An 18,392-nucleotide genomic window follows, 5' to 3' on the forward strand; every position below is an offset into this window, starting at 1 on the left:
GCAGATTCCTTCATTTTTCAAAGCCCCAGGAGCTTTCCCCATGACCGTCAAATTCTCCAAAGACCACGAATGGATCAACGCCGCCGACGCCGACTCCGCCGTCGTGGGCATCACCGTGCACGCCCAGGATGCCCTGGGTGACGTGGTGTTCGTGGACCTGCCCGAAGTGGGCAAGAGCTTCGCCCAGGGCGAAGTCGCCGGCGTGGTCGAGTCCGTGAAGGCCGCCGCCGACGTGTACATGCCCGTTTCCGGCGAGATCGTCGAAGTCAACGAAGCCCTGCGCGCCGATCCGTCGCTGGCCAATTCCGATCCCCTGAACGCGGGCTGGTTCTTCAAGGTCAAGCTCAGCGATGCCGGCCAGCTCGACGCGCTGCTGTCCGAGACCGACTACACCGAGTTCGCCAAGAACGCCTGAGGCGCGCTGAACGCCCCGCCCTCTCCTCAAGAAGCCTGAGACCTGCCCCATGTTGATGCAATCCGCCCTGCCGCTCGGCGCGCTCGAAAACGCCACCGAATTCCTGCCCCGCCACATCGGCATCGACGCGGCCGACGAAGCGCACATGCTGTCGGTGATCGGCGAGGCCTCGCGCCGCGCCCTCATCGAGAGCATCGTGCCGCGCTCGATTGCACGCAGCACGGCCATGGACCTGCCCCCCCCCGTGACGGAGGCGGCGGCCCTGGCGGAGCTCAAGGCCATGGCAGGCAAGAACCAGGTGCTCAAGAGCTTCATCGGCCAGGGCTACTACGGCACGCACACGCCGGGCGTGATCCTGCGCAACATCCTCGAGAACCCGGCCTGGTACACGGCCTACACGCCCTACCAGGCCGAGATCTCGCAGGGCCGCATGGAGGCCCTGGTCAACTTCCAGACCATGGTCTGCGACCTGACCGGCATGCCGATTGCCAACGCCTCCATGCTCGACGAGGCCACGGCCGCGGCCGAGGCCATGACGCTGGCCAAGCGCTCGGTCAAGAGCAAGAGCAACCGCTTCATCGTCGCCGGTGACGCGCATCCGCAGACCATCGAGGTCATCCAGACCCGTGCCAAGCCGCTCAACATCGAGGTGGTGCTGGCCAATTCCGCGCCCGAGTGGCATGCCGCGCTCGACGGCGAATACTTTGCCGTGCTGGCCCAGTACCCCGCCACCAGCGGCCGCATCGACGAGCTGCGCGCCGACGTGGAGAAGGCCCATGGCAAGCAGGCCGCCTTCATCGCCGCCGCCGACCTGCTGGCGCTGACCCTGATCACACCGCCCGGCGAATGGGGCGCCGACATCGTCGTAGGCACCACCCAGCGCTTTGGCATGCCCATGGGCGCGGGCGGCCCGCACGCCGCCTACATGGCCTGCCGCGATGAGTTCAAGCGCTCCCTGCCTGGCCGCCTGGTCGGTGTGAGCGTGGACACCCATGGCAAGCCCGCCTACCGCCTGGCGCTGCAGACGCGCGAGCAGCACATCCGCCGCGAAAAGGCGACTTCCAACATCTGCACGGCCCAGGTGCTGCCGGCCGTGGTGGCCAGCATGTACGCCGTGTACCACGGCCCCGAGGGCTTGAAGCGCATCGCCCAGCGCGTGGCCAGCTACACCGCCATCCTGGCCAAGGGGCTGGAGCAGCTGGGTGCGCCCGTGCGTCCGCAGGCGACGTTCGACACCCTGACGCTCAAGACCGACGGCGCCACCCAGGCCATCGCCGCGCGCGCCGTGCAGCTGGGCGCCAACCTGCGCGTGTACTTCGAGCACTACCTGTGCATCTCGCTCGACGAGACCACCACGCGTGCCGACATCGCCCTTCTGTGGAAGGTCTTCGCCAAGGACGGCCAGGCCCTGCCGACCTTCGACGCCTTCGAGAAGGGCGTGGAGCCGCTGATCCCGGCCGAACTGCGCCGCACGAGCAGCTACCTCACGCACCCGGTGTTCAACACCCACCACAGCGAAACCGGCATGCTGCGCTACATCCGCCAGCTGTCGGACAAGGACCTGGCGCTGGACCGCAGCATGATCCCCCTGGGCAGTTGCACCATGAAGCTCAATGCCACGAGCGAGATGATCCCCATCACCTGGCCCGAGTTCGCCCAGGTGCACCCCTTCGCACCGGCCGAGCAGCTCGCAGGCTACCGCGAGCTCGACGAGCAGCTGCGCGCCTGGCTGTGCCAGGCCACGGGCTATGCCGGCATCAGCCTGCAGCCCAATGCCGGCTCGCAGGGCGAATACGCAGGCCTGCTGGCCATCAAGGCCTACCATGAGGCCCAGGGCCACGGCCACCGCAACATCTGCCTGATCCCCAGCAGCGCGCACGGCACCAACCCTGCCAGCGCGCAGATGGTGGGCATGCAGGTGGTGGTGACGGCCTGCGACGCCAACGGCAACGTGGACCTCGTGGACCTGCAGGCCAAGTGCGAGCAGCACAGCGCCAATCTGGCAGCGGTGATGATCACCTACCCCAGCACGCACGGTGTGTTCGAGACCCAGGTCAAGGAGCTGTGCGCCCTGGTGCACCAGCACGGCGGCCGCGTCTACGTGGACGGTGCCAACATGAACGCCCTGGTGGGCGTGGCAGCGCCCGGCGAGTTCGGCGGCGACGTGAGCCACCTGAACCTGCACAAGACCTTCTGCATCCCCCACGGCGGTGGCGGCCCCGGCGTGGGCCCGGTGTGCGTGGTGGAAGACCTCGTGCCCTACCTGCCCGGCCATGCCACGGCCGGCGTTGCTGGCGGCGTGGGCGCCGTCTCGGCCGCGCCCCTGGGCAATGCCGCCGTGCTGCCCATCAGCTGGATGTACTGCCGCATGATGGGCGCCGAAGGCCTGCAGGCCGCGACCGAGACCGCCATCCTGTCGGCCAACTACATCAGCGCGCGCCTCAAGGACCACTACCCCACGCTGTACGCCAGCGCCAACGGCCATGTGGCGCACGAGTGCATCCTGGACCTGCGCCAGTTGAAGGACACCAGCGGCGTGATGGCAGAGGACGTGGCCAAGCGCCTGATCGACTACGGCTTCCACGCGCCCACGCTGAGCTTCCCCGTGCCCAACACGCTGATGGTGGAGCCCACCGAGAGCGAGACGCTGTTCGAGATCGACCGCTTCATCGACGCGATGATCGCCATCCGCGAGGAGATCCGCCAGATCGAAGCCGGGGCCTGGCCGCAGGACAACAATCCCCTGAAGAATGCGCCGCACACGGCGGAGAGTCTGCTGACTGGCGAGTGGACGCGGCCCTATGCGCGCGAGGTGGCTGCGTATCCCGTGGCGGCCTTGCGCTCCAGCAAGTACTGGTCGCCTGTGGGGCGGGTGGACAATGTGTGGGGGGATCGCAATCTGGCGTGCAGTTGCATTCCGGTCAGCGATTACGCTTGATCTTTCGTTTCTTGGCGGGGTCTGTTATGGCTTCCTGCCGGTGTTGAGGGCGGAGGCCGGGATGTGCGCCCGGCGGCGCAGTAACTTTCTCTTGGGCCGCCAAGAGAAAGTCACCAAAGAGAAGGCGGCCCCCAGTCTGCGTCCCTTCGCTTCGCTGCGGGCAACCTGCGATGCTCGGATCTGGGGTGGACGTCGATGAACTCGCTTCGTTCTTCGAACTCCGCTCAGACAGCATCGACGAGCCAGACGACGAAGTGCATGTGTCCTTCGGCACATGCACCCACCCCAGCTCCTGCGCTTCTCGGCGCAGCCAGCAGGGGTGGGGAGCGGGTACCACCCGGCTGCTGCCTTGGCAGCCGCGCCAGGTGTCGGTTACGCGCTGCGCGCTGCCGACGCAACTGGCACAGCGAGGCAGATCGGGCCGAGCGAAGCAATGGCCCGTGTGGAGCCCGTTCCCACCCCCTTCTGACTGTGCCGAGAAGCGCAGGGCCTGGGGTGAGCGCGTGCCGAAGGACACGCGCATCGTTGTCTGACTCACCGCGGATGTTTGAGCGGAGTTCACCCGCAGGGGGAACGCAGCGAGTTCCGCGGTGCACCCCAGGATCGAGCATCGCAGGTTGCCCCCTCGTACGAAGTGCGAGGGGGACACGGGCAGCGGGGTCGCCTTTCTTTGGGGTACGTTTCTTTGGCGACGCAAAGAAAGGTACCTCGGCCGCCGGGCCGAGACCCGGCTCCCGCCCTCCATCAAAGCATGCCGCCAAACCAGCCCAGCCGCCGGGCGCACATCCCGGCCTCCGCCCTCAAAACAACTACAGAAGCACCCACCGAAACAACATCGAACGGACACCCACAAGAACACGACTAAGATCGCGCCTGTTTGAAATACTCGAAGGAGAACCCCTTGCGCCACACCCTGTGCCTGCTGCTCGCCACCCTCGCCATCGCCCCCGCCGCCATGGCCCAACAAGCCAAACCCGTCACCACCTCCAGCGGCCTGGTCTATGAATCGATCAAGGACGGCACCGGCGAATCGCCCAAGGCCACCGACACCGTCAAGGTGCACTACAAGGGCACCTTCCTCGATGGCAAGGAGTTCGACAGCTCCTACAAGCGCGGCGAACCCACCTCGTTCCCGCTGAACCGCGTGATCCCCTGCTGGACCGAAGGCGTGCAGCGCATGAAGCCCGGCGGCAAGGCCAAGCTGACCTGCCCACCCGCCATCGCCTACGGTGCCAACGGTGCCGGCGGCGTGATCCCGCCCAACGCCACGCTGAACTTCGAGATCGAGCTGATTTCCGTCGGCAAGTAACCAGAACCACCGGCGCGCGGGCCACTTTCATCCATTCCTTGCACATGCTGCTGAAAGTCGGGGAACTGGCCCGCCGCACCGGCCTCACGGTGCGCACCCTGCACCATTACGACGAGATCGGCCTGCTCGCGCCCTCCGGCCGCTCCGAGGCCGGCTACCGGCTGTACAGCCAGGCTGACGTGCAGCGCCTGCATGGCATCCAGACCATGCGCCAGATGGGCCTGGCGCTCAGCGACATCGGCGAGCTGCTGGCTGGCGAGGGCATGGCCCCCGAGCGCATCATCGGCCAGCAGATCCGTGCGCTGGACCAGCAGATCACGCAGGCCACCGAGCTGCGCGCGCGCCTGACCATGCTGCGCGACGGCCTGATGGCCGGAGCCGAGCCCGACATGGGCAACTGGCTTGAAGCGCTGGCCTTGATGACGACCTACGGCAAGTACTTCAGCTCCGCCGAGCTCAAGCAGATCTTCACCAACTGGAGCCTGATCGAGGCCGACTGGCTGGTGGTCAAGGACCTGGTGCGCAATGCGATGGACCGCCAGCAGCCCCCTGACAGCCCCGAGGTCCAGGCCCTGGCCTACCGCTGGATGGCGCTGATGCTGCACTGGATGGGTGGCGACCTGGAGCTGCTGGACCGCTGGGGCCACATGTTCCGCACCGAGCCCAGCACCCAGGGACGCAACCACGCGCCGCCGGGCGACATGATCGAGTTCGTCGAAACCGCGATCAAGATGCGCATGGCGCTGCTCGAGAAGTACCTGACCCGCGAAGACCTGCGCCGGCTCGGGCATGTGCCGCACACGCAATGGGAACAACTGGAGCGGGACGTGCAGCGCTTGCTGGCCGACGGCGTGCCCGCCCACCAGCCCGAGGCGGTTGCGGCGGCCCTGCGCTGGGATGCCCTGTTCGGGCAACTGACCAGCCACGACCCCGTGCTGCGCGAGAAACTGCTCACGGCATCGGCGCAGGAACCGCTGCTGCGCGCCGGCTCCCCGCTGAGCCAGGCGGTGCGCAACTACCTGCTGGAAGTGCTGGCGCAGGCGGCCCCGGCAGAGCAGGCATCCGGCCGGCCCAAAAAGCGTTGAAAAATGCTTGACCCTCACGCAACGTGAGGGCCCACAGTCGGACCCCAGAGCTTCTGGACCGACCATGACACCCGCTGACGACAACGCCCCCGCCGACCGCTTGCACGCCCTGGACAACCTGCGCGCGACCATGATGTGGCTGGGCATCGTCCTGCACGTCGCGGTGATCCACCTGCTCTCTCCATCGCCCCTGCCCTGGCACGACGACCGCTCCACCCCCGTGGCGGACCTGCTCATGGCGTTCATCCATGCGTTCCGCATGCCGGTGTTCTTCATCCTCGCGGGCTTCTTCGTGGCCTTGCTGGTGCAGCGCCGGGGAGCCCCCGGCATGCTGCGCCACCGCATGCGCCGGCTGGCGCTGCCCTTCGCCGTGTTCTGGCCGCTGCTGTACGCCGCCTGCGCGGTGCTGGCCCTGCTGTTCCTGCACCGCATGGCGCACGGAACCTGGGGGCTGGACAAGGGCCTGCTGCAGCCACGCCCCGGCGTGCCCCAGGGGCTTTCCACCATGCACCTGTGGTTCCTGTGGCTGCTGCTGTGGTTCTGCGTTCTCTCGGTGCCACTGCACTGGGCCCTGGTCCGGCTGCCGGACCGCGTCCACGCTGCCCTGGCGGCATGCGTCAGCCACCTGGGCGAATCGCCCTGGGGAGCCTTGGTACTGGCGCTGCCCCTGGCCTGGCTGGGCAGCCGCTACCCCAACGGAATCCTGACACCGAGTGGCGCCTTCCTGCCACCGCTGGCCGAATGGCTGCACAACGGCTTGTTCTTCGCGTTCGGCACCGGCGCGTACCTGCTGCGCGAACGCCTGTTCGCGCACTGGCAGAGGCACTGGCCGCTGTACGCAGCGGCAGGCGGCGTCTGCTTTCTGCTGACGGGCATCCTCATGGAAACGCTGGCGCACCCGGAGGCCTCGGCCTTCGCCCTGTTCCTGGCCACGGGCGTGCTGGCCGAGGCCGCCACGCAATCAGGCGCTGCCCCGCAAGCCCTGCTGTTCGCCATTGCATTGGTCTACAACACCGCGTCCTGGCTGTGGAGCTTTGCGCTGATCGGCATCTTCCTGCGCCATGTGCGGGGCCGCCATGCATGGCTGGCCTGGCTGGCCGACAGCTCCTACTGGGTGTACCTGGTGCACCTGCCCTTGACCATCGGCTTTGGCGCGCTGCTGTACGGCCTGCCCCTGCCCGCGCTGGCCAAGATGCTGATCAACATCAGCGCTACCACCGCCGTGTGCCTGGCGAGCTACCACTTTCTTGTCCGTTCCACGGCCGTCGGCGCGCTCCTCAATGGAAGCCGCCACCGCTCCCACCCTTCTTCCGGAGAACCCACCCATGCGCACTGAGACGAACCCGAACGCCGACCCGCGCGCCGCGCTGTGGCGCGACGCCAATTTCCGCTGGCTCACCAGCGGCTCGGCCCTGACCATGCTGGGTGACCAGTTCACCCTGATCGCACTGCCCTGGCTGGTGCTGCAGATGACCGGTGACACGCTGGTGCTGGGCACCGTGCTGGCACTCATGAGCGTGCCACGCGCGCTGTTCATCCTCATCGGCGGCGCGCTGGTGGACCGCTATTCCCCCAAGCAGGTGCTGATGCTGACCAAGTACATCAACCTGGTATTGCTGGCGCTGCTCAGCGGCCTGGTGCTCACGGGCACGCTCACGCTGTGGATGGTGTATGTGCTGTCGCTGGCGATCGGCCTGTCCACGGCCTTCAGCATCCCTGCGGGCACTGCGATGATGCCCCACGTGGTGCCGCGCGCCCAGCTGCAGGCGGCCAACGGCATCAGCCTGGGCCTGCGCCAGCTCACCATGTTCCTCGGCCCCCTGCTCGCGGGCCTGCTGATCGCGCTGTTCGGCGACGGCAGCGCGGGCACCGGCGCGGACGCCCGGGCCAATGCGACGGGCATCGGCATCGCCTTCGCGCTCGATGCGCTGAGCTTCGGCATCTCGGCCTGGACCCTGGCCAAGGTGCGCACGCTGGCGGCAGCCGCGCCAGCTGCCGGCACGGCGGCACCGCAGGCCGTGCTGGCCTCGGTGGCGCAGGGCCTGGCGCATTTCTGGCGCGATGCCGAGTTGCGCACCTGCTTCCTCTACTGGAGTGCCATCGCCCTGTTCATCATGGGCCCGATCCACATCGCCGTGCCGGTGCTGGCCAGCAGCACGCCCACGCTGGGTGCGGCCGCTTTCGGCACCATGCTGGGCGCCCACGGCGCAGGCACGCTGGCGGGCATGGTGGCCTCGGGCATGTTCCCGCGGCTGCGTGTGGGCAGCCTGGGGCTGACCATCCTGGTCTTCGATGCCGTCATCGGCCTCTTGTTCATCCCCATGGGCATGATCGACGCCACATGGCAGGGCGCTGGCTTGATGCTGGCCATCGGCCTGCTGGGTGGTTTCATGCAGGTGCGCGTGTTCACCTGGATCCAGCAGCGCGTGCCACCCATGCTGATCGGCCGGGCGATGAGCCTGTTCATGTTCATCTTCATGGGCCTGGCGCCGATCTCGGCGGCCGTGACGGGCTGGCTCATGAAGAGCATCACGCTGGCCCAGCTGTTTGCCGCCAGTGGCGGCGCCCTGGTGGTGCTGGTGGCCCTGGCCTTCGTGCTCACGCCGCTGCGCCAGGTCACGGATGCGCCCAGTGCGGTGCGCTGACCTGCGCAGCAACGCAAAAAACCGCCCGGCACCTGGGGTGTCGGGCGGAACGTCTCAGAGACGGCGGAGGAGAGAGAGATGCAGCAACCGCGCCCGGTCGGCCCGCGCGGGCCAGCCGGGGCGTTTCATCACACTTCGGTGACGAACTGTTCGCGTGGGCGGCGCACCTTCTTGAGGTTCACCAGCCAGTCGCCTTCGCTGGCGCGGTAGCCCAGGGGCAGGATGGCGACGCTGCGCAGGCCGCGGGCGTTCAGATCCAGGATCTCGTCCAGGGCCTTGGGGTCGAAGCCTTCCATGGGCGTCGAGTCCACGCCTTCGAAGGCGGCGGCCATCAGGGCGGCGCTCAGGCCGATGTAGGCCTGGCGGGCGGCGTGCTGGAAGTTCACTTCCGCATCGCGCTGAGGGTACATGCCCAGCAGCATCTGGCGGTAGTTTTCCCAGCCTTCGTTCTTGAAGCCGCGCTGCTCGTTGGTCAGGTCGAACATCATGTTGATGCGCTCAGCCGTGTAGTTGTCCCAGGCGGCGAACACCAGCAGGTGCGAGCCGTCGGTGATCTGTGCCTGGTTCCAGGCGATGGGCTGGATGCGGGCACGCACGGCGGGGTCGGTCACGACGATGATCTCGAACGGCTGCAGACCGCTGGAGGTGGGCGCCAGGCGCGCAGCCTCCAGGATGCGCTCGACCTTGTCGGCCGGCACGCTCTTGGCGGCGTCCATCTTCTTGGCGGCATAGCGCCATTGCAGCTTGTCGAGCAGCGGGTTGGCGACGGTGGTGTGGTCGGCTGTGGTCATGGACAGTGTTCCTGAAGTATCTTGGTTGAGTGGACGGCATCGCAATGCCGATGGATGAACTGTAGAGAACGGGAATGGGTTCGGTAAGGGGCGGCGGGGAAAAGGATTGTTCGGATTCGGTCAACAATCGCCCCATCCATGCGCGGTATGGGGACTCCAGGGAGGCTTACACTTGTTTTTTCCTCCCACCTCCCCTCTTCGCGCGGTGCTGCCTTGCTGATCGCCCCCTGTCCATGAGTGAACCGGACCTGTCTTTCCTGGACCCCTCCCGGCGTTCGCCTGCATCCGGTGCAACGGCGGACGATGCGGTCGCGGCCAGCGACGGCACGGCAAGCACTGCGGGCAGCCCCGCCGAGGGCCTGGTGGCCGAGCTGCGCGCCTACCAGGCCGAGCTCGAGAGCCAGAACAAGGTGCTGCGCTACAGCCAGGCCGTTGCCGAGAGCGCCTCGGAACGCTTCGAAACCCTGTTCGCCAGCATGCCGCTGGCGCTGATGGTGATCGACGAGCACGACATGGTGGTGCAGGCCAACTCCATGGCGCACCGCTCGTTCCAGCCCACCGAGCGCGACCGCCCCCTCACGTCCCTGATGCCCTTCGTGAGTGCAGCCGACGTGGACCGGGTACACAATGCCTTCGCCCAGGCCGAGAACCTGGGGCGCAGCGAAGTCAACGAGGTGGTTTTCGACATCGGCGGGGAGCTGCGCATCAAAGGCGATCTGCACATCGCCCACATCGAGGCGCCCCAGGCCGGCGGCGGCCCACCCGTGTCGCAGTACCTGTGCGCGGTGATCGACCAGGGCCCGCTGCTCACCGAGCGGCGCGCACTGCAGCACAGCGCGCAGGCCCTGCAGCAGCGCAACCAGCAGCTGTATGCCAGCGAGAAGCGGCTGGAGGCGGTGATCAACTCCGCCCTGGACGCCATCATCTGCGTCGACCAGCACCAGCGCATCACCGTGTTCAATCCCACGGCGGCGGCATTGTTCCAGTGCAGCGCCAGCGATGCGCTGGGCAGCCCGCTCGAACGATTCCTGCCCGGTGCGACGCAGGGCCTGACCTTCGCGCAGCTCACCACGCAGGCCATGCTGGGCGAGATGACGGCGCTCACGGCCGGCGGCAAGGAGCTCGCGGTGGAGGTGAGCGTCTCGTTCGAGCGCCATGCCGAGGGCGAGACTACCACCGTGTTCGCGCGCGACCTGACAGGCCGCAAGAAGGCGGAGGCGCACCGCAGCGAGCTGGAGGCGCAACTGCGCGAATCGCACAAGATGCAGGCCGTGGGCACCATGGCCGGGGGCATCGCGCACGACTTCAACAACATCCTTGGCGCCATCCTGGGCAACGTGGAGCTGGCCAAGGCCGACAGCGCCCCGGGCTCGCCCGCGCTGGAGAGCCTGCGCGAGATCGACAAGGCCGGGCGCCGCGCGCGCGACCTGGTGCGCCAGATCCTGACCTTCAGCCGCAACGAGCCGCCCAAGCGCACGGCCGTGCCGCTGGTGGAGGTGGTGCACGACACCGAACGCCTGCTGCGCGTGACCCTGCCCCCGGCCATCGAGCTGCACATGCAACTGCAGCTGGACCTGCCGCCGGTGCTGGCCGATGCCACGCAGGTCGAGCAGGCCCTGCTCAACCTGTGCACCAATGCCATCCACGCCATCGGCGCCGCGCGCGGCAGCATTCATGTGGAAGCCGCCGCCGTGCAGCCCGACCAGCGCCTGAGCGAGCGCCTGGGGCTGGCTGACGGCCACTACGTGGCCCTCGCCGTGCGCGACAACGGGCCTGGCATCGAGGCGGCCACGCTGCAGCGCATCTTCGAGCCCTTCTTCACCACCAAGCCCGTGGGCCAGGGCACGGGCCTGGGCCTGGCCGTGGTGCATGGCGTGATGCGCACGCACGAAGGCGCGGTCGACGTGAGCAGCATCCCGGGCCACGGCAGCCGCTTCACGCTGTACTTTCCGGTAGCACCGGGCAGCACCGAGGCAGCGCCGGCACTGGTACCGCCCCCCGCACCCGCTCCGCTGGCCACGGCGCAGGTCGACCAGCGCAAGCCCCATGTGATGTACGTGGACGACGACCAGGCCCTGGTCTTCCTGGTGCAGCGGTTGCTGCGCCGCCGTGGCTACGAGGTGAGCGGCTACACCGACCCGCACGAAGCCAGCGCCGCATTGCGGGCCGACCCACAGCGCTACGACCTGCTGGTGACCGACTACAACATGCCCGGCTTCGTCGGTACCGACCTGGTGCGCGAGGCACGCCAGATACGCCCGGACCTGCCAGTGGCCCTGGCATCGGGCTATGTGACCACCGAGATCGAGCAGGCCGCCATGGCCGAGGGTGCGAGCGCCCTGATCCACAAACCCAATGATGTGGAGGAACTGGTGGCCACGGTGCACCGGCTCATCCACGGCCATGGTGCTGCCTGACGAGTCCCTGCCCGCGCAGGCACTGCACGAGGACGCGGACATCCTGGTGCTGTACAAGCCTGCGGGCCTGCTGTGCGTGCCCGGCCGCGGGCCGGACAAGCAGGACTGCCTGAGCGCCCGCGCACAGCAACGCTGGCCCGGCGCACTCATCGTGCACCGGCTGGACCAGGCCACCTCGGGCCTGGTGCTCATGGCGCGGCACATCGACGCCCAGCGCCGCCTGGGCCTGGCGTTCGAGCAGCGCCAGGTGCACAAACGCTACGTGGCGGTGGTGCAAGGACACATGGGGTTGGTCGATGGCGGCACCTGGGCCGATATCGACCTGCCCATTGCCGCCGACTGGGAGCGCCGCCCGCTGCGCGTGATCGACGCGGCGGCGGGCAAGCCCAGCCTCACGCGCTGGCGTGCCGATGCCCACGACGCGGCAGCCCACACCACGCGGTTGCTGCTCGAACCCGTGACTGGCCGCACCCACCAACTGCGCGTGCACCTGGCCGCCGTGGGCCATGCCATCCTGGGCGATGCGCTGTACGCCGATGCCGCCACCCAGGCGCGCGCACCGCGCCTGCTGCTGCATGCGAGCGAGCTGGCGCTGGCGCACCCGGTCACCGGCGAGTTGCTGCAGTTCCATCTGGCGCCCGATTTCTAGCTGCGCTCGGCCTGCCGCGCCATGGCCCACTGCACGGCCAGAATGCTGGCCAGCACCACCACCACGCCCACCAGCGAGGTGCCGCGCAAGGCCTGTCCGAGCAGCGCCCAGCCCAGCAGCACGGCGGCCACGGGGCTGAGCAGCCCCAGCGACGACACGGCCACCGACGGCAGGCGCGCCACGCCGCGGAACCACAGCGCATAGGCCAGCAGCGCCCCTGCGATGCTCAGGTAGGCGTAACCACCCACCTGCACAGCCGTGAGCGCGGGCAGCGGCGGGTCCACGGCCCAGGCCACGGGCAACAGCATGGCGCCGCCAGCCAGCAGTTGCCAGCCCGTGAAGGCCAGCACCGGCAGGCCGCCGGACTGCCAGCGCCGCGCGAAAAAGGTGCCAAAGGCCATGCACACCGTGCCTGCCAGCGCAGCCGCCACGCCTACCATGTCCCATGCGGCGCCGGGGGACAGCAGCAGCGCCGCCATGCCCGCCACGCCGAGCGCCCCGGCCGCCATGGCCAGGGCGGGTGGGCGCCGGTGGTCCACAGCCCAGGTCAGCGCCATCATGAGCAGGGGCCCGATGGCCCCCACCACCGCCGCCACGCCGCCCGGCAGCCGGTAGGCAGCCACGAACAGCAGCGCCTGGAAGACGCCGATGTTGAGCGCCGCCAGCAACAGCAGGCGCGCCCAGCCGCGCCCATCGCCCCAGGCCGGTGCCTGGCGGCACCACAGCACCAGCAGCAGGCCGGCGGGCAGCGTGCGCAGCAGCGCGGCCGTGAAGGGCCGGTCCGGCGGCAGCAGCTCGGTGGTGACGATGTAGGTGGAGCCCCAGATGGCGGGCGCCAGCGCCGTCAGCAAAACATCGCCCCAGGCGACGCGGGAAGGTGTCTCGGTCATGATTTTATCTTCAATTCAAGATAAATCACTGTACCATAAAATCTTGAAATCAAGACAACCTGCACCACCATGCCAGCACCCTCCACCCCGCCCGACGCCGTGGATGCCATCCTGGCCCAATGGCACCGCGAGCGCCCCGACCTGGACGTCAGCCCCATGGGCCCCATCGGCCGCATCAAGCGCTGCGCGGCCCTGCTGCAGCGCCGGCTCGACGAAACCTTTGAGGAGTTCGGCCTGAGCTTCTGGGAATTCGACATGCTGGCCACGCTGCGCCGCTCGGGCGCGCCCTATTCCCTGGCACCGACCACGCTGTTCTCCACGCTGATGGTCACCTCGGGCACCATGACGCACCGCATGAACAAGCTCGAAGCCAGCGGCTTCGTGGCGCGCCTGCCCAACCCCGAGGACGCACGCAGCATGCTGGTGCAGCTCACGCCCGCAGGGCTGGCGCTGATCGACCGGGCGGTGCAGGCCCATGTGGCCAACGAGCACCGCATCCTCGCCCCCCTGAAGGCCGCCGACCTGGCGGTGCTCGACGCCAAGCTGGCCGTGCTGCTGGCCGCCCTGGAAGCCCCGCCTGCGCCGCAGGCCCGGCATGGCGCAGTACGATAAGGGGATGTCCCAAACCCAACACCTCTTCATCCTCACCGGCGCCTCGCGCGGCATGGGCCTGGCCATGGCCGAGCAGCTGCTGCAAAGCCCCGGCAACACCCTCGTCTGCCTGGCGCGCAACACCCAGGACGCGCTGACCGCCGCCGCCAAGGCCTCTGGCGCCACACTCGAACAATGGCAGCAGGACCTCTCGCAAGGTGAGCAGGCCGCCGCCCGCCTCAAGGCCTGGCTCGCCGCGCAGGCCCCGGGCCGGTTTGCCAGCGCCACGCTGATCAACAACGCGGGCACGATCCCACGCATCGCCCCGCTGTCGGAGAGCGATGCCGCCGACCTCGCCAACGCCCTGCGCGTGGGCCTGGAGTCGCCCATGCAGCTCACGGCCGCCTTCCTGCACGCCACCGAGGGCTGGACCGCCACGGCGCGCAAGGTGCTCAACATCTCCTCAGGCCTGGGCCGCAAGGCCATGGCCTCGCAGGCCGCCTACTGCGCGGCCAAGGCCGGCATGGACCACTTCACGCGTTGCGTGGCGCTGGACGAAGCCCACAAGCCCCACGGCGCCAAGGTATGCTCGCTGGCCCCAGGCGTGATCGACACCGACATGCAGGTGCAATTGCGCGGTGCCGCACCCGAGGCCTTCCCGGACCGCCAGAATTTCGCCAACCTCAAGACGGGTGGCCAGCTCACCTCGCCCGCCGACGCCGCCATCCGCGTGCTCGCCTGGCTGGACCGCGCAGACTTCGGCACCAACCCCGTGGCCGACGTAAGAGACGCTCAATAGAACCAACAGACCTCCCTCCAGAAAGGAAACTCCCATGACCCGTGAAGTCGTCGTCGTCAGCGCAGTGCGCACCGCCATCGGTACCTTTGGCGGCAGCCTCAAGGACATCCCGCCCACCGAGCTGGGCGCCCTCGTGGTGCGCGAATCGCTCGCGCGTGCCAACGTGGAAGGCAAGGACGTGGGGCACGTGGTGTTCGGCCACGTGGTGAACACCGAGCCCAAGGACATGTACCTCTCGCGCGTGGCGGCCATCAACGGCGGCTGCAGCGAGAACACCCCGGCCTACAACGTGAACCGCCTGTGCGGCTCGGGCCTGCAGGCCATCGTGAACGCCAGCCAGTCCATCCTGCTGGGCGACACCGACGTGGCCATCGGCGCAGGTGCCGAGAACATGAGCCGCGCCCCGTTCGCCAGCCTGAATATGCGCTGGGGCGCCCGCATGGGCGACACCAAGATGGTGGACATGATGATCGGTGCGCTGCACGACCCCTTCCACAACATCCACATGGGTGTGACGGCCGAGAACATCGCCGCCAAGTGGGGCATCAGCCGCGAAGACCAGGACCAACTGGCCGTGGAAAGCCACAACCGCGCCGAGCGCGCCACCGAAGCCGGCCTGTTCAAGGACCAGATCGTGCCCGTCACCCTGAAAAGCAAGAAGGGCGACGTGCAGTACGCGACCGACGAGCACTTCCGCCCTGGCGCAACCATTGCGGACATGGCCAAGCTCAAGCCCGTGTTCATCAAGGAGAACGGCACGGTGACGGCCGGCAATGCCTCGGGCATCAACGACGCCGCCGCCGCCGTGGTGCTGATGGAAGCCGGTGCCGCCAAGGCGCGCGGCGCCAAGCCCCTGGCGCGCCTGGTGGCCTACGCCCATGCCGGCGTGGACCCGAAGTACATGGGCATCGGCCCGGTGCCGGCCACGCAGCTGGCGCTCAAGAAGGCCGGCCTCACGGTGGCCGACCTGGACGTGATCGAGGCCAACGAGGCCTTTGCCGCCCAGGCCTGCGCGGTGACCAAGGACCTGGGCCTGGACCCGGCCAAGGTCAACCCCAATGGCTCGGGCATCTCGCTGGGCCACCCGATCGGCGCCACGGGCGCGCTGATCACCGTGAAGGCGCTGCACGAGCTGCAGCGCGTGCAGGGCCGCTATGCGCTGGTGACCATGTGCATCGGTGGCGGCCAGGGCATTGCCGCGATCTTCGAGCGCATCTGATAACCCGGGGCTGCCATCGCCACCGGCGATGCTGCCACCCCGCATTGGCAAGGCAGCACCCGCGCCGGATCAGCGATCATGGCGAGGTGCTGGCCCAGATCAGCAGAGTGGAGCGCGCGCCAAGCAGCCGCGCCCAACCATTGAACCGACGGAGACATCTTTCACCATGATTCGCACCCTGATTTCCTTTAGTGCGCTGGCCCTCGCCCTGGGCGCCACCGCCTATGCCCAGGCGCCCGCTCCCGCTGCCGGCTACCCCAACAAGCCCATCCGCCTGATCGTGCCCTTCCCGCCGGGCGGCGGCACCGACATCCTCTCGCGCCTGGTGGCCACCAAGCTCACCGAAAGCGCCAAGTGGACCGTGGTCGCCGACAACAAGGCGGGTGCGGGCGGCACCATCGGCATCGGCGAAGCCGTGAAGGCCGCGCCCACGGGCTACGACATCGTGATGGGCCAGAAGGACAACCTGGTCATCGGCCCCTGGCTGTACAAGAACCTGCCCTGGGACCCCACCAAGGACCTGACCGCCGTGGCCCACGTAGCCTACACGCCCGTGGTCATCGCCACCAGCGCCAACTCCAAGTACAAGACCCTGGCCGACGTGGTCGCCGCCGCCAAGGCGGCCCCCGGCACTGTCACCTACGGCTCGCCCGGCAACGGCACCTCCATCCACCTCGCCGGCGACCTGTTCGAGAAGGCCGCGGGCTTGAAGCTCAGCCACATCCCGTACAAGGGATCCAACCCCGCGCTCATGGATGCATTGGCCGGCAACGTGGACCTGCTGATGTCCTCCGTGCCCTCGGCCATGGGCCAGATCAAGTCGGGCAAGCTGCGTCCCCTGGCAGTGACCTCGGCCAAGCGCAGCTCCTCCATGCCCGACGTGCCCACCGTGGCCGAATCGGGCTTCAAGGGCTTCGACGTGAGCACCTGGTACGGCGTGTTTGCCCCCGCTGGCACACCGGCCAGCGTGGTCACGGCCCTGAATGCCGAGATCAACAAGCTCCTGGCCACCGAGGACATGAAGGCCGCCATCCACGCCCAGGGCGCCGAACCCGAAGCCATGTCGGCCGCACAACTCAACGCCCTGCTCAAAGCCGACTACACCAAGTGGAAGGGCATCGTGGAAGCCTCCGGCGCGAAGATCGAATAAGCGCTTTTACCGCACCCATGAAAAATGGCTCCCTCGGGAGCCATTTTTTTGTCAGGCGCCGAAGGCTCAGGTCCGCACCACCAGCACGGGCACGTGAACGGCACCCAGCACGCGCTGGGTCACGCTGCCCAGTACCAGCTTCTCCAGGCCGCGGCGACCGTGCGATCCCATCACCACCAGGTCGGCGCCTGTGCTCAGCACGGCGCTCAGGATGCCATCGTGCACGGTATGGCCTTCACCCACCACGGTGCTGACCTGCACGCCGGCGGCCGCGAGCTCGGTGCGCGCCTTCTCCAGCGCGGCATTGGCTTCTGCCGTGGCGGCGCTCAGGTACTGCGCCTGGCCATAGGCAAAATCGGCGCCCACGCCCGTGAACGGATAGGGATCGACCACGTACAAGGCGGTCACGTCGCTGCCAAAGGTCTTGGCCAGGCCTGCCGCCTTGGCCACTGCCAGCGAGGCAATGTCGGAACCGTCGATGGGAACCAGAATGTGCTTGAACATGGTGTCTTCTCCTTGCATTGAATGCACCCTCGGTGGTGTCCGCAACCAGCTGTCCGCTGGCCCTGGGCGCCGCCTTTGGTGCGATGAGGGACAGTGTGAACCTGCACCATACATCGCATCTTGATCGACATCAAACAGCAAGCGGTCGATCCTGCCATTTGCCCACCATGACGACGCCTTGTCCTACACACGTGGATCGGTCTACCCGACCACATCCGCGCCCTGGAACCCTCCGCGCCGGCAGGTGACCACCAGCGTATCGCGGTAGCCGCCGGGGGCGACGGGCTGGATGGGCGTGGACTCGTGGATCATGCGTGCGTCGTCGAGCAGCAGCAGCGACCAGGGTTCGGTGAGCGTGAAGCGCTGGCCACCAGGGCCGTTGGCCTCGAAGACGCGGGTCTCGCCGCCCTTGATGCCCTCGCGCGCCACCAGGAACACGGCCACCAGGTCCACGCCATCGCGGTGTGCGCCCTCGGGCGTGGGCCGGCCGATGCCGCCTTCGGTATCGATGCGGAACTGGTGCGCCTCCACGGACCAGGCCTGGGGCACCTGGCCCGGTGCAAACACCGCGTCGGAAACACCGGCCAGTGCCACCAGCAACTGCGACCACGCGGGCTGCGCCACGGTGCCGGCCTCCATGGGCGCAAACCAGCGCTCCATGCCGCCATGCAGTGCGTTGTACTCCACAGGCTGCCAATGCGCGCGGTGCGGTACCTGCTGCACCTGCCCCTGCTGCACCACGAAGCAGGAATGGCGCCGGCGCCGGTAGCGCCCGCCGTCCTTGAGGAATTCGTCGGGCGGCAAGGCCTGCCAATCGGCGTTGAATGCCAGCAGCTCGGACAGCGGACAGCCGATCCAGGCCGCCACATCGGCGGGCGAGAGCACGGCGAATCCCGCGCTGTGCAGTTGCGCCGCAGTCCCGGAGGGTGCGGTGAACGGGGGAGAAAAAGTGACTTGGGCCATAGGAGCCCAAGCATAAAGCCTATGCGC

16 protein-coding genes are annotated in these 18,392 nt (G+C 68.1%); 12 read left to right on the forward strand and 4 right to left on the reverse strand.

Annotation, left to right across the window (positions count from 1 at the left end; translation table 11 throughout):
• Positions 1-40: 40 nt before the first annotated feature.
• The 6 genes from gcvH (at position 41) to AC07PF_RS22650 (ending at position 8,392) form a co-directional block, all read left to right on the forward strand.
• The gene (gene gcvH, locus AC07PF_RS22625; RefSeq protein WP_007860258.1) at positions 41-415 is read left to right on the forward strand and encodes a glycine cleavage system protein GcvH; all 375 of its coding nucleotides are present in this window, start codon (positions 41-43) and stop codon (positions 413-415) included.
• A gap of 49 nt (positions 416-464) precedes the next feature.
• A complete protein-coding gene (gene gcvP / locus AC07PF_RS22630; protein ID WP_494613350.1) occupies positions 465-3,353 on the forward strand; it encodes an aminomethyl-transferring glycine dehydrogenase in 2,889 nt (962 codons plus the stop codon).
• A 955-nt stretch (positions 3,354-4,308) separates the two neighbouring features.
• Positions 4,309-4,662: an FKBP-type peptidyl-prolyl cis-trans isomerase gene (locus tag AC07PF_RS22635; RefSeq protein WP_409963675.1), complete on the forward strand. Its 354-nt coding sequence runs from the start codon at positions 4,309-4,311 to the stop codon at positions 4,660-4,662.
• Between the two features lie 44 nt (positions 4,663-4,706).
• Positions 4,707-5,747: a MerR family transcriptional regulator gene (locus AC07PF_RS22640; protein WP_494613351.1), complete on the forward strand. Its 1,041-nt coding sequence runs from the start codon at positions 4,707-4,709 to the stop codon at positions 5,745-5,747.
• 64 nt (positions 5,748-5,811) lie between these two features.
• Complete coding sequence (locus AC07PF_RS22645; protein ID WP_494613352.1) at positions 5,812-7,083, forward strand: acyltransferase family protein; 1,272 nt, start codon at positions 5,812-5,814, stop codon at positions 7,081-7,083.
• Positions 7,073-8,392 (forward strand): MFS transporter, encoded by a 1,320-nt coding sequence (locus AC07PF_RS22650; protein ID WP_494613353.1) that lies wholly within the window; start codon positions 7,073-7,075, stop codon positions 8,390-8,392. Before AC07PF_RS22645 ends, AC07PF_RS22650 begins: the two co-directional genes overlap by 11 nt.
• A 128-nt stretch (positions 8,393-8,520) precedes the next feature.
• Here the strand turns inward: AC07PF_RS22650 and AC07PF_RS22655 are convergent, their stop codons facing one another.
• The gene (locus AC07PF_RS22655) at positions 8,521-9,183 is read right to left on the reverse strand and encodes an NAD(P)H-dependent oxidoreductase (protein WP_494605843.1); all 663 of its coding nucleotides are present in this window, start codon (positions 9,181-9,183) and stop codon (positions 8,521-8,523) included.
• Positions 9,184-9,416: 233 nt separating this feature from the next.
• Between AC07PF_RS22655 and AC07PF_RS22660 the strand changes: the two genes are divergently transcribed.
• Both AC07PF_RS22660 and AC07PF_RS22665 read left to right on the forward strand, forming a co-directional pair.
• On the forward strand, positions 9,417-11,600 hold the full coding sequence (locus tag AC07PF_RS22660) for a PAS domain-containing hybrid sensor histidine kinase/response regulator (RefSeq protein ID WP_007850654.1): 2,184 nt from the start codon (positions 9,417-9,419) through the stop codon (positions 11,598-11,600).
• Positions 11,587-12,249: an RluA family pseudouridine synthase gene (locus tag AC07PF_RS22665; protein ID WP_494613354.1), complete on the forward strand. Its 663-nt coding sequence runs from the start codon at positions 11,587-11,589 to the stop codon at positions 12,247-12,249. Before AC07PF_RS22660 ends, AC07PF_RS22665 begins: the two co-directional genes overlap by 14 nt.
• Here AC07PF_RS22665 and AC07PF_RS22670 read toward each other — a convergent pair.
• Positions 12,246-13,139, reverse strand: coding sequence for an EamA family transporter (locus AC07PF_RS22670; protein ID WP_494613355.1), 894 nt, complete (start codon positions 13,137-13,139; stop codon positions 12,246-12,248). The two genes, AC07PF_RS22665 and AC07PF_RS22670, sit on opposite strands and share 4 nt — an antisense overlap.
• A 69-nt stretch (positions 13,140-13,208) precedes the next feature.
• On the opposite strand from AC07PF_RS22670, the gene AC07PF_RS22675 reads away from it, so the two are divergent.
• The 4 genes from AC07PF_RS22675 to AC07PF_RS22690 all read left to right on the forward strand — a co-directional run bounded on the left by AC07PF_RS22675 (position 13,209) and on the right by AC07PF_RS22690 (position 16,898).
• Complete coding sequence (locus AC07PF_RS22675) at positions 13,209-13,751, forward strand: MarR family winged helix-turn-helix transcriptional regulator (protein WP_494613356.1); 543 nt, start codon at positions 13,209-13,211, stop codon at positions 13,749-13,751.
• Between the two features lie 4 nt (positions 13,752-13,755).
• Positions 13,756-14,529 (forward strand): SDR family NAD(P)-dependent oxidoreductase, encoded by a 774-nt coding sequence (locus tag AC07PF_RS22680; protein ID WP_494613357.1) that lies wholly within the window; start codon positions 13,756-13,758, stop codon positions 14,527-14,529.
• A gap of 34 nt (positions 14,530-14,563) precedes the next feature.
• Positions 14,564-15,748, forward strand: a complete 1,185-nt coding sequence (bktB, locus tag AC07PF_RS22685) for a beta-ketothiolase BktB (protein ID WP_494613358.1) — start codon at positions 14,564-14,566, stop codon at positions 15,746-15,748.
• A gap of 166 nt (positions 15,749-15,914) precedes the next feature.
• The gene (locus tag AC07PF_RS22690) at positions 15,915-16,898 is read left to right on the forward strand and encodes a tripartite tricarboxylate transporter substrate binding protein (protein ID WP_494613359.1); all 984 of its coding nucleotides are present in this window, start codon (positions 15,915-15,917) and stop codon (positions 16,896-16,898) included.
• A gap of 66 nt (positions 16,899-16,964) precedes the next feature.
• Here the strand turns inward: AC07PF_RS22690 and AC07PF_RS22695 are convergent, their stop codons facing one another.
• Together AC07PF_RS22695 and AC07PF_RS22700 are read right to left on the reverse strand one after the other, a co-directional pair.
• The gene (locus AC07PF_RS22695) at positions 16,965-17,402 is read right to left on the reverse strand and encodes a universal stress protein (RefSeq protein ID WP_007850667.1); all 438 of its coding nucleotides are present in this window, start codon (positions 17,400-17,402) and stop codon (positions 16,965-16,967) included.
• 201 nt (positions 17,403-17,603) lie between these two features.
• Positions 17,604-18,365 carry a 2OG-Fe dioxygenase family protein gene (locus AC07PF_RS22700; RefSeq protein WP_494613360.1) on the reverse strand — a complete coding sequence of 254 codons (762 nt, stop codon included), beginning with the start codon at positions 18,363-18,365 and terminating at the stop codon, positions 17,604-17,606.
• Positions 18,366-18,392: the final 27 nt, after the last annotated feature.

This window comes from Acidovorax sp. GW821-FHT10A04 (genome assembly GCF_059415825.1).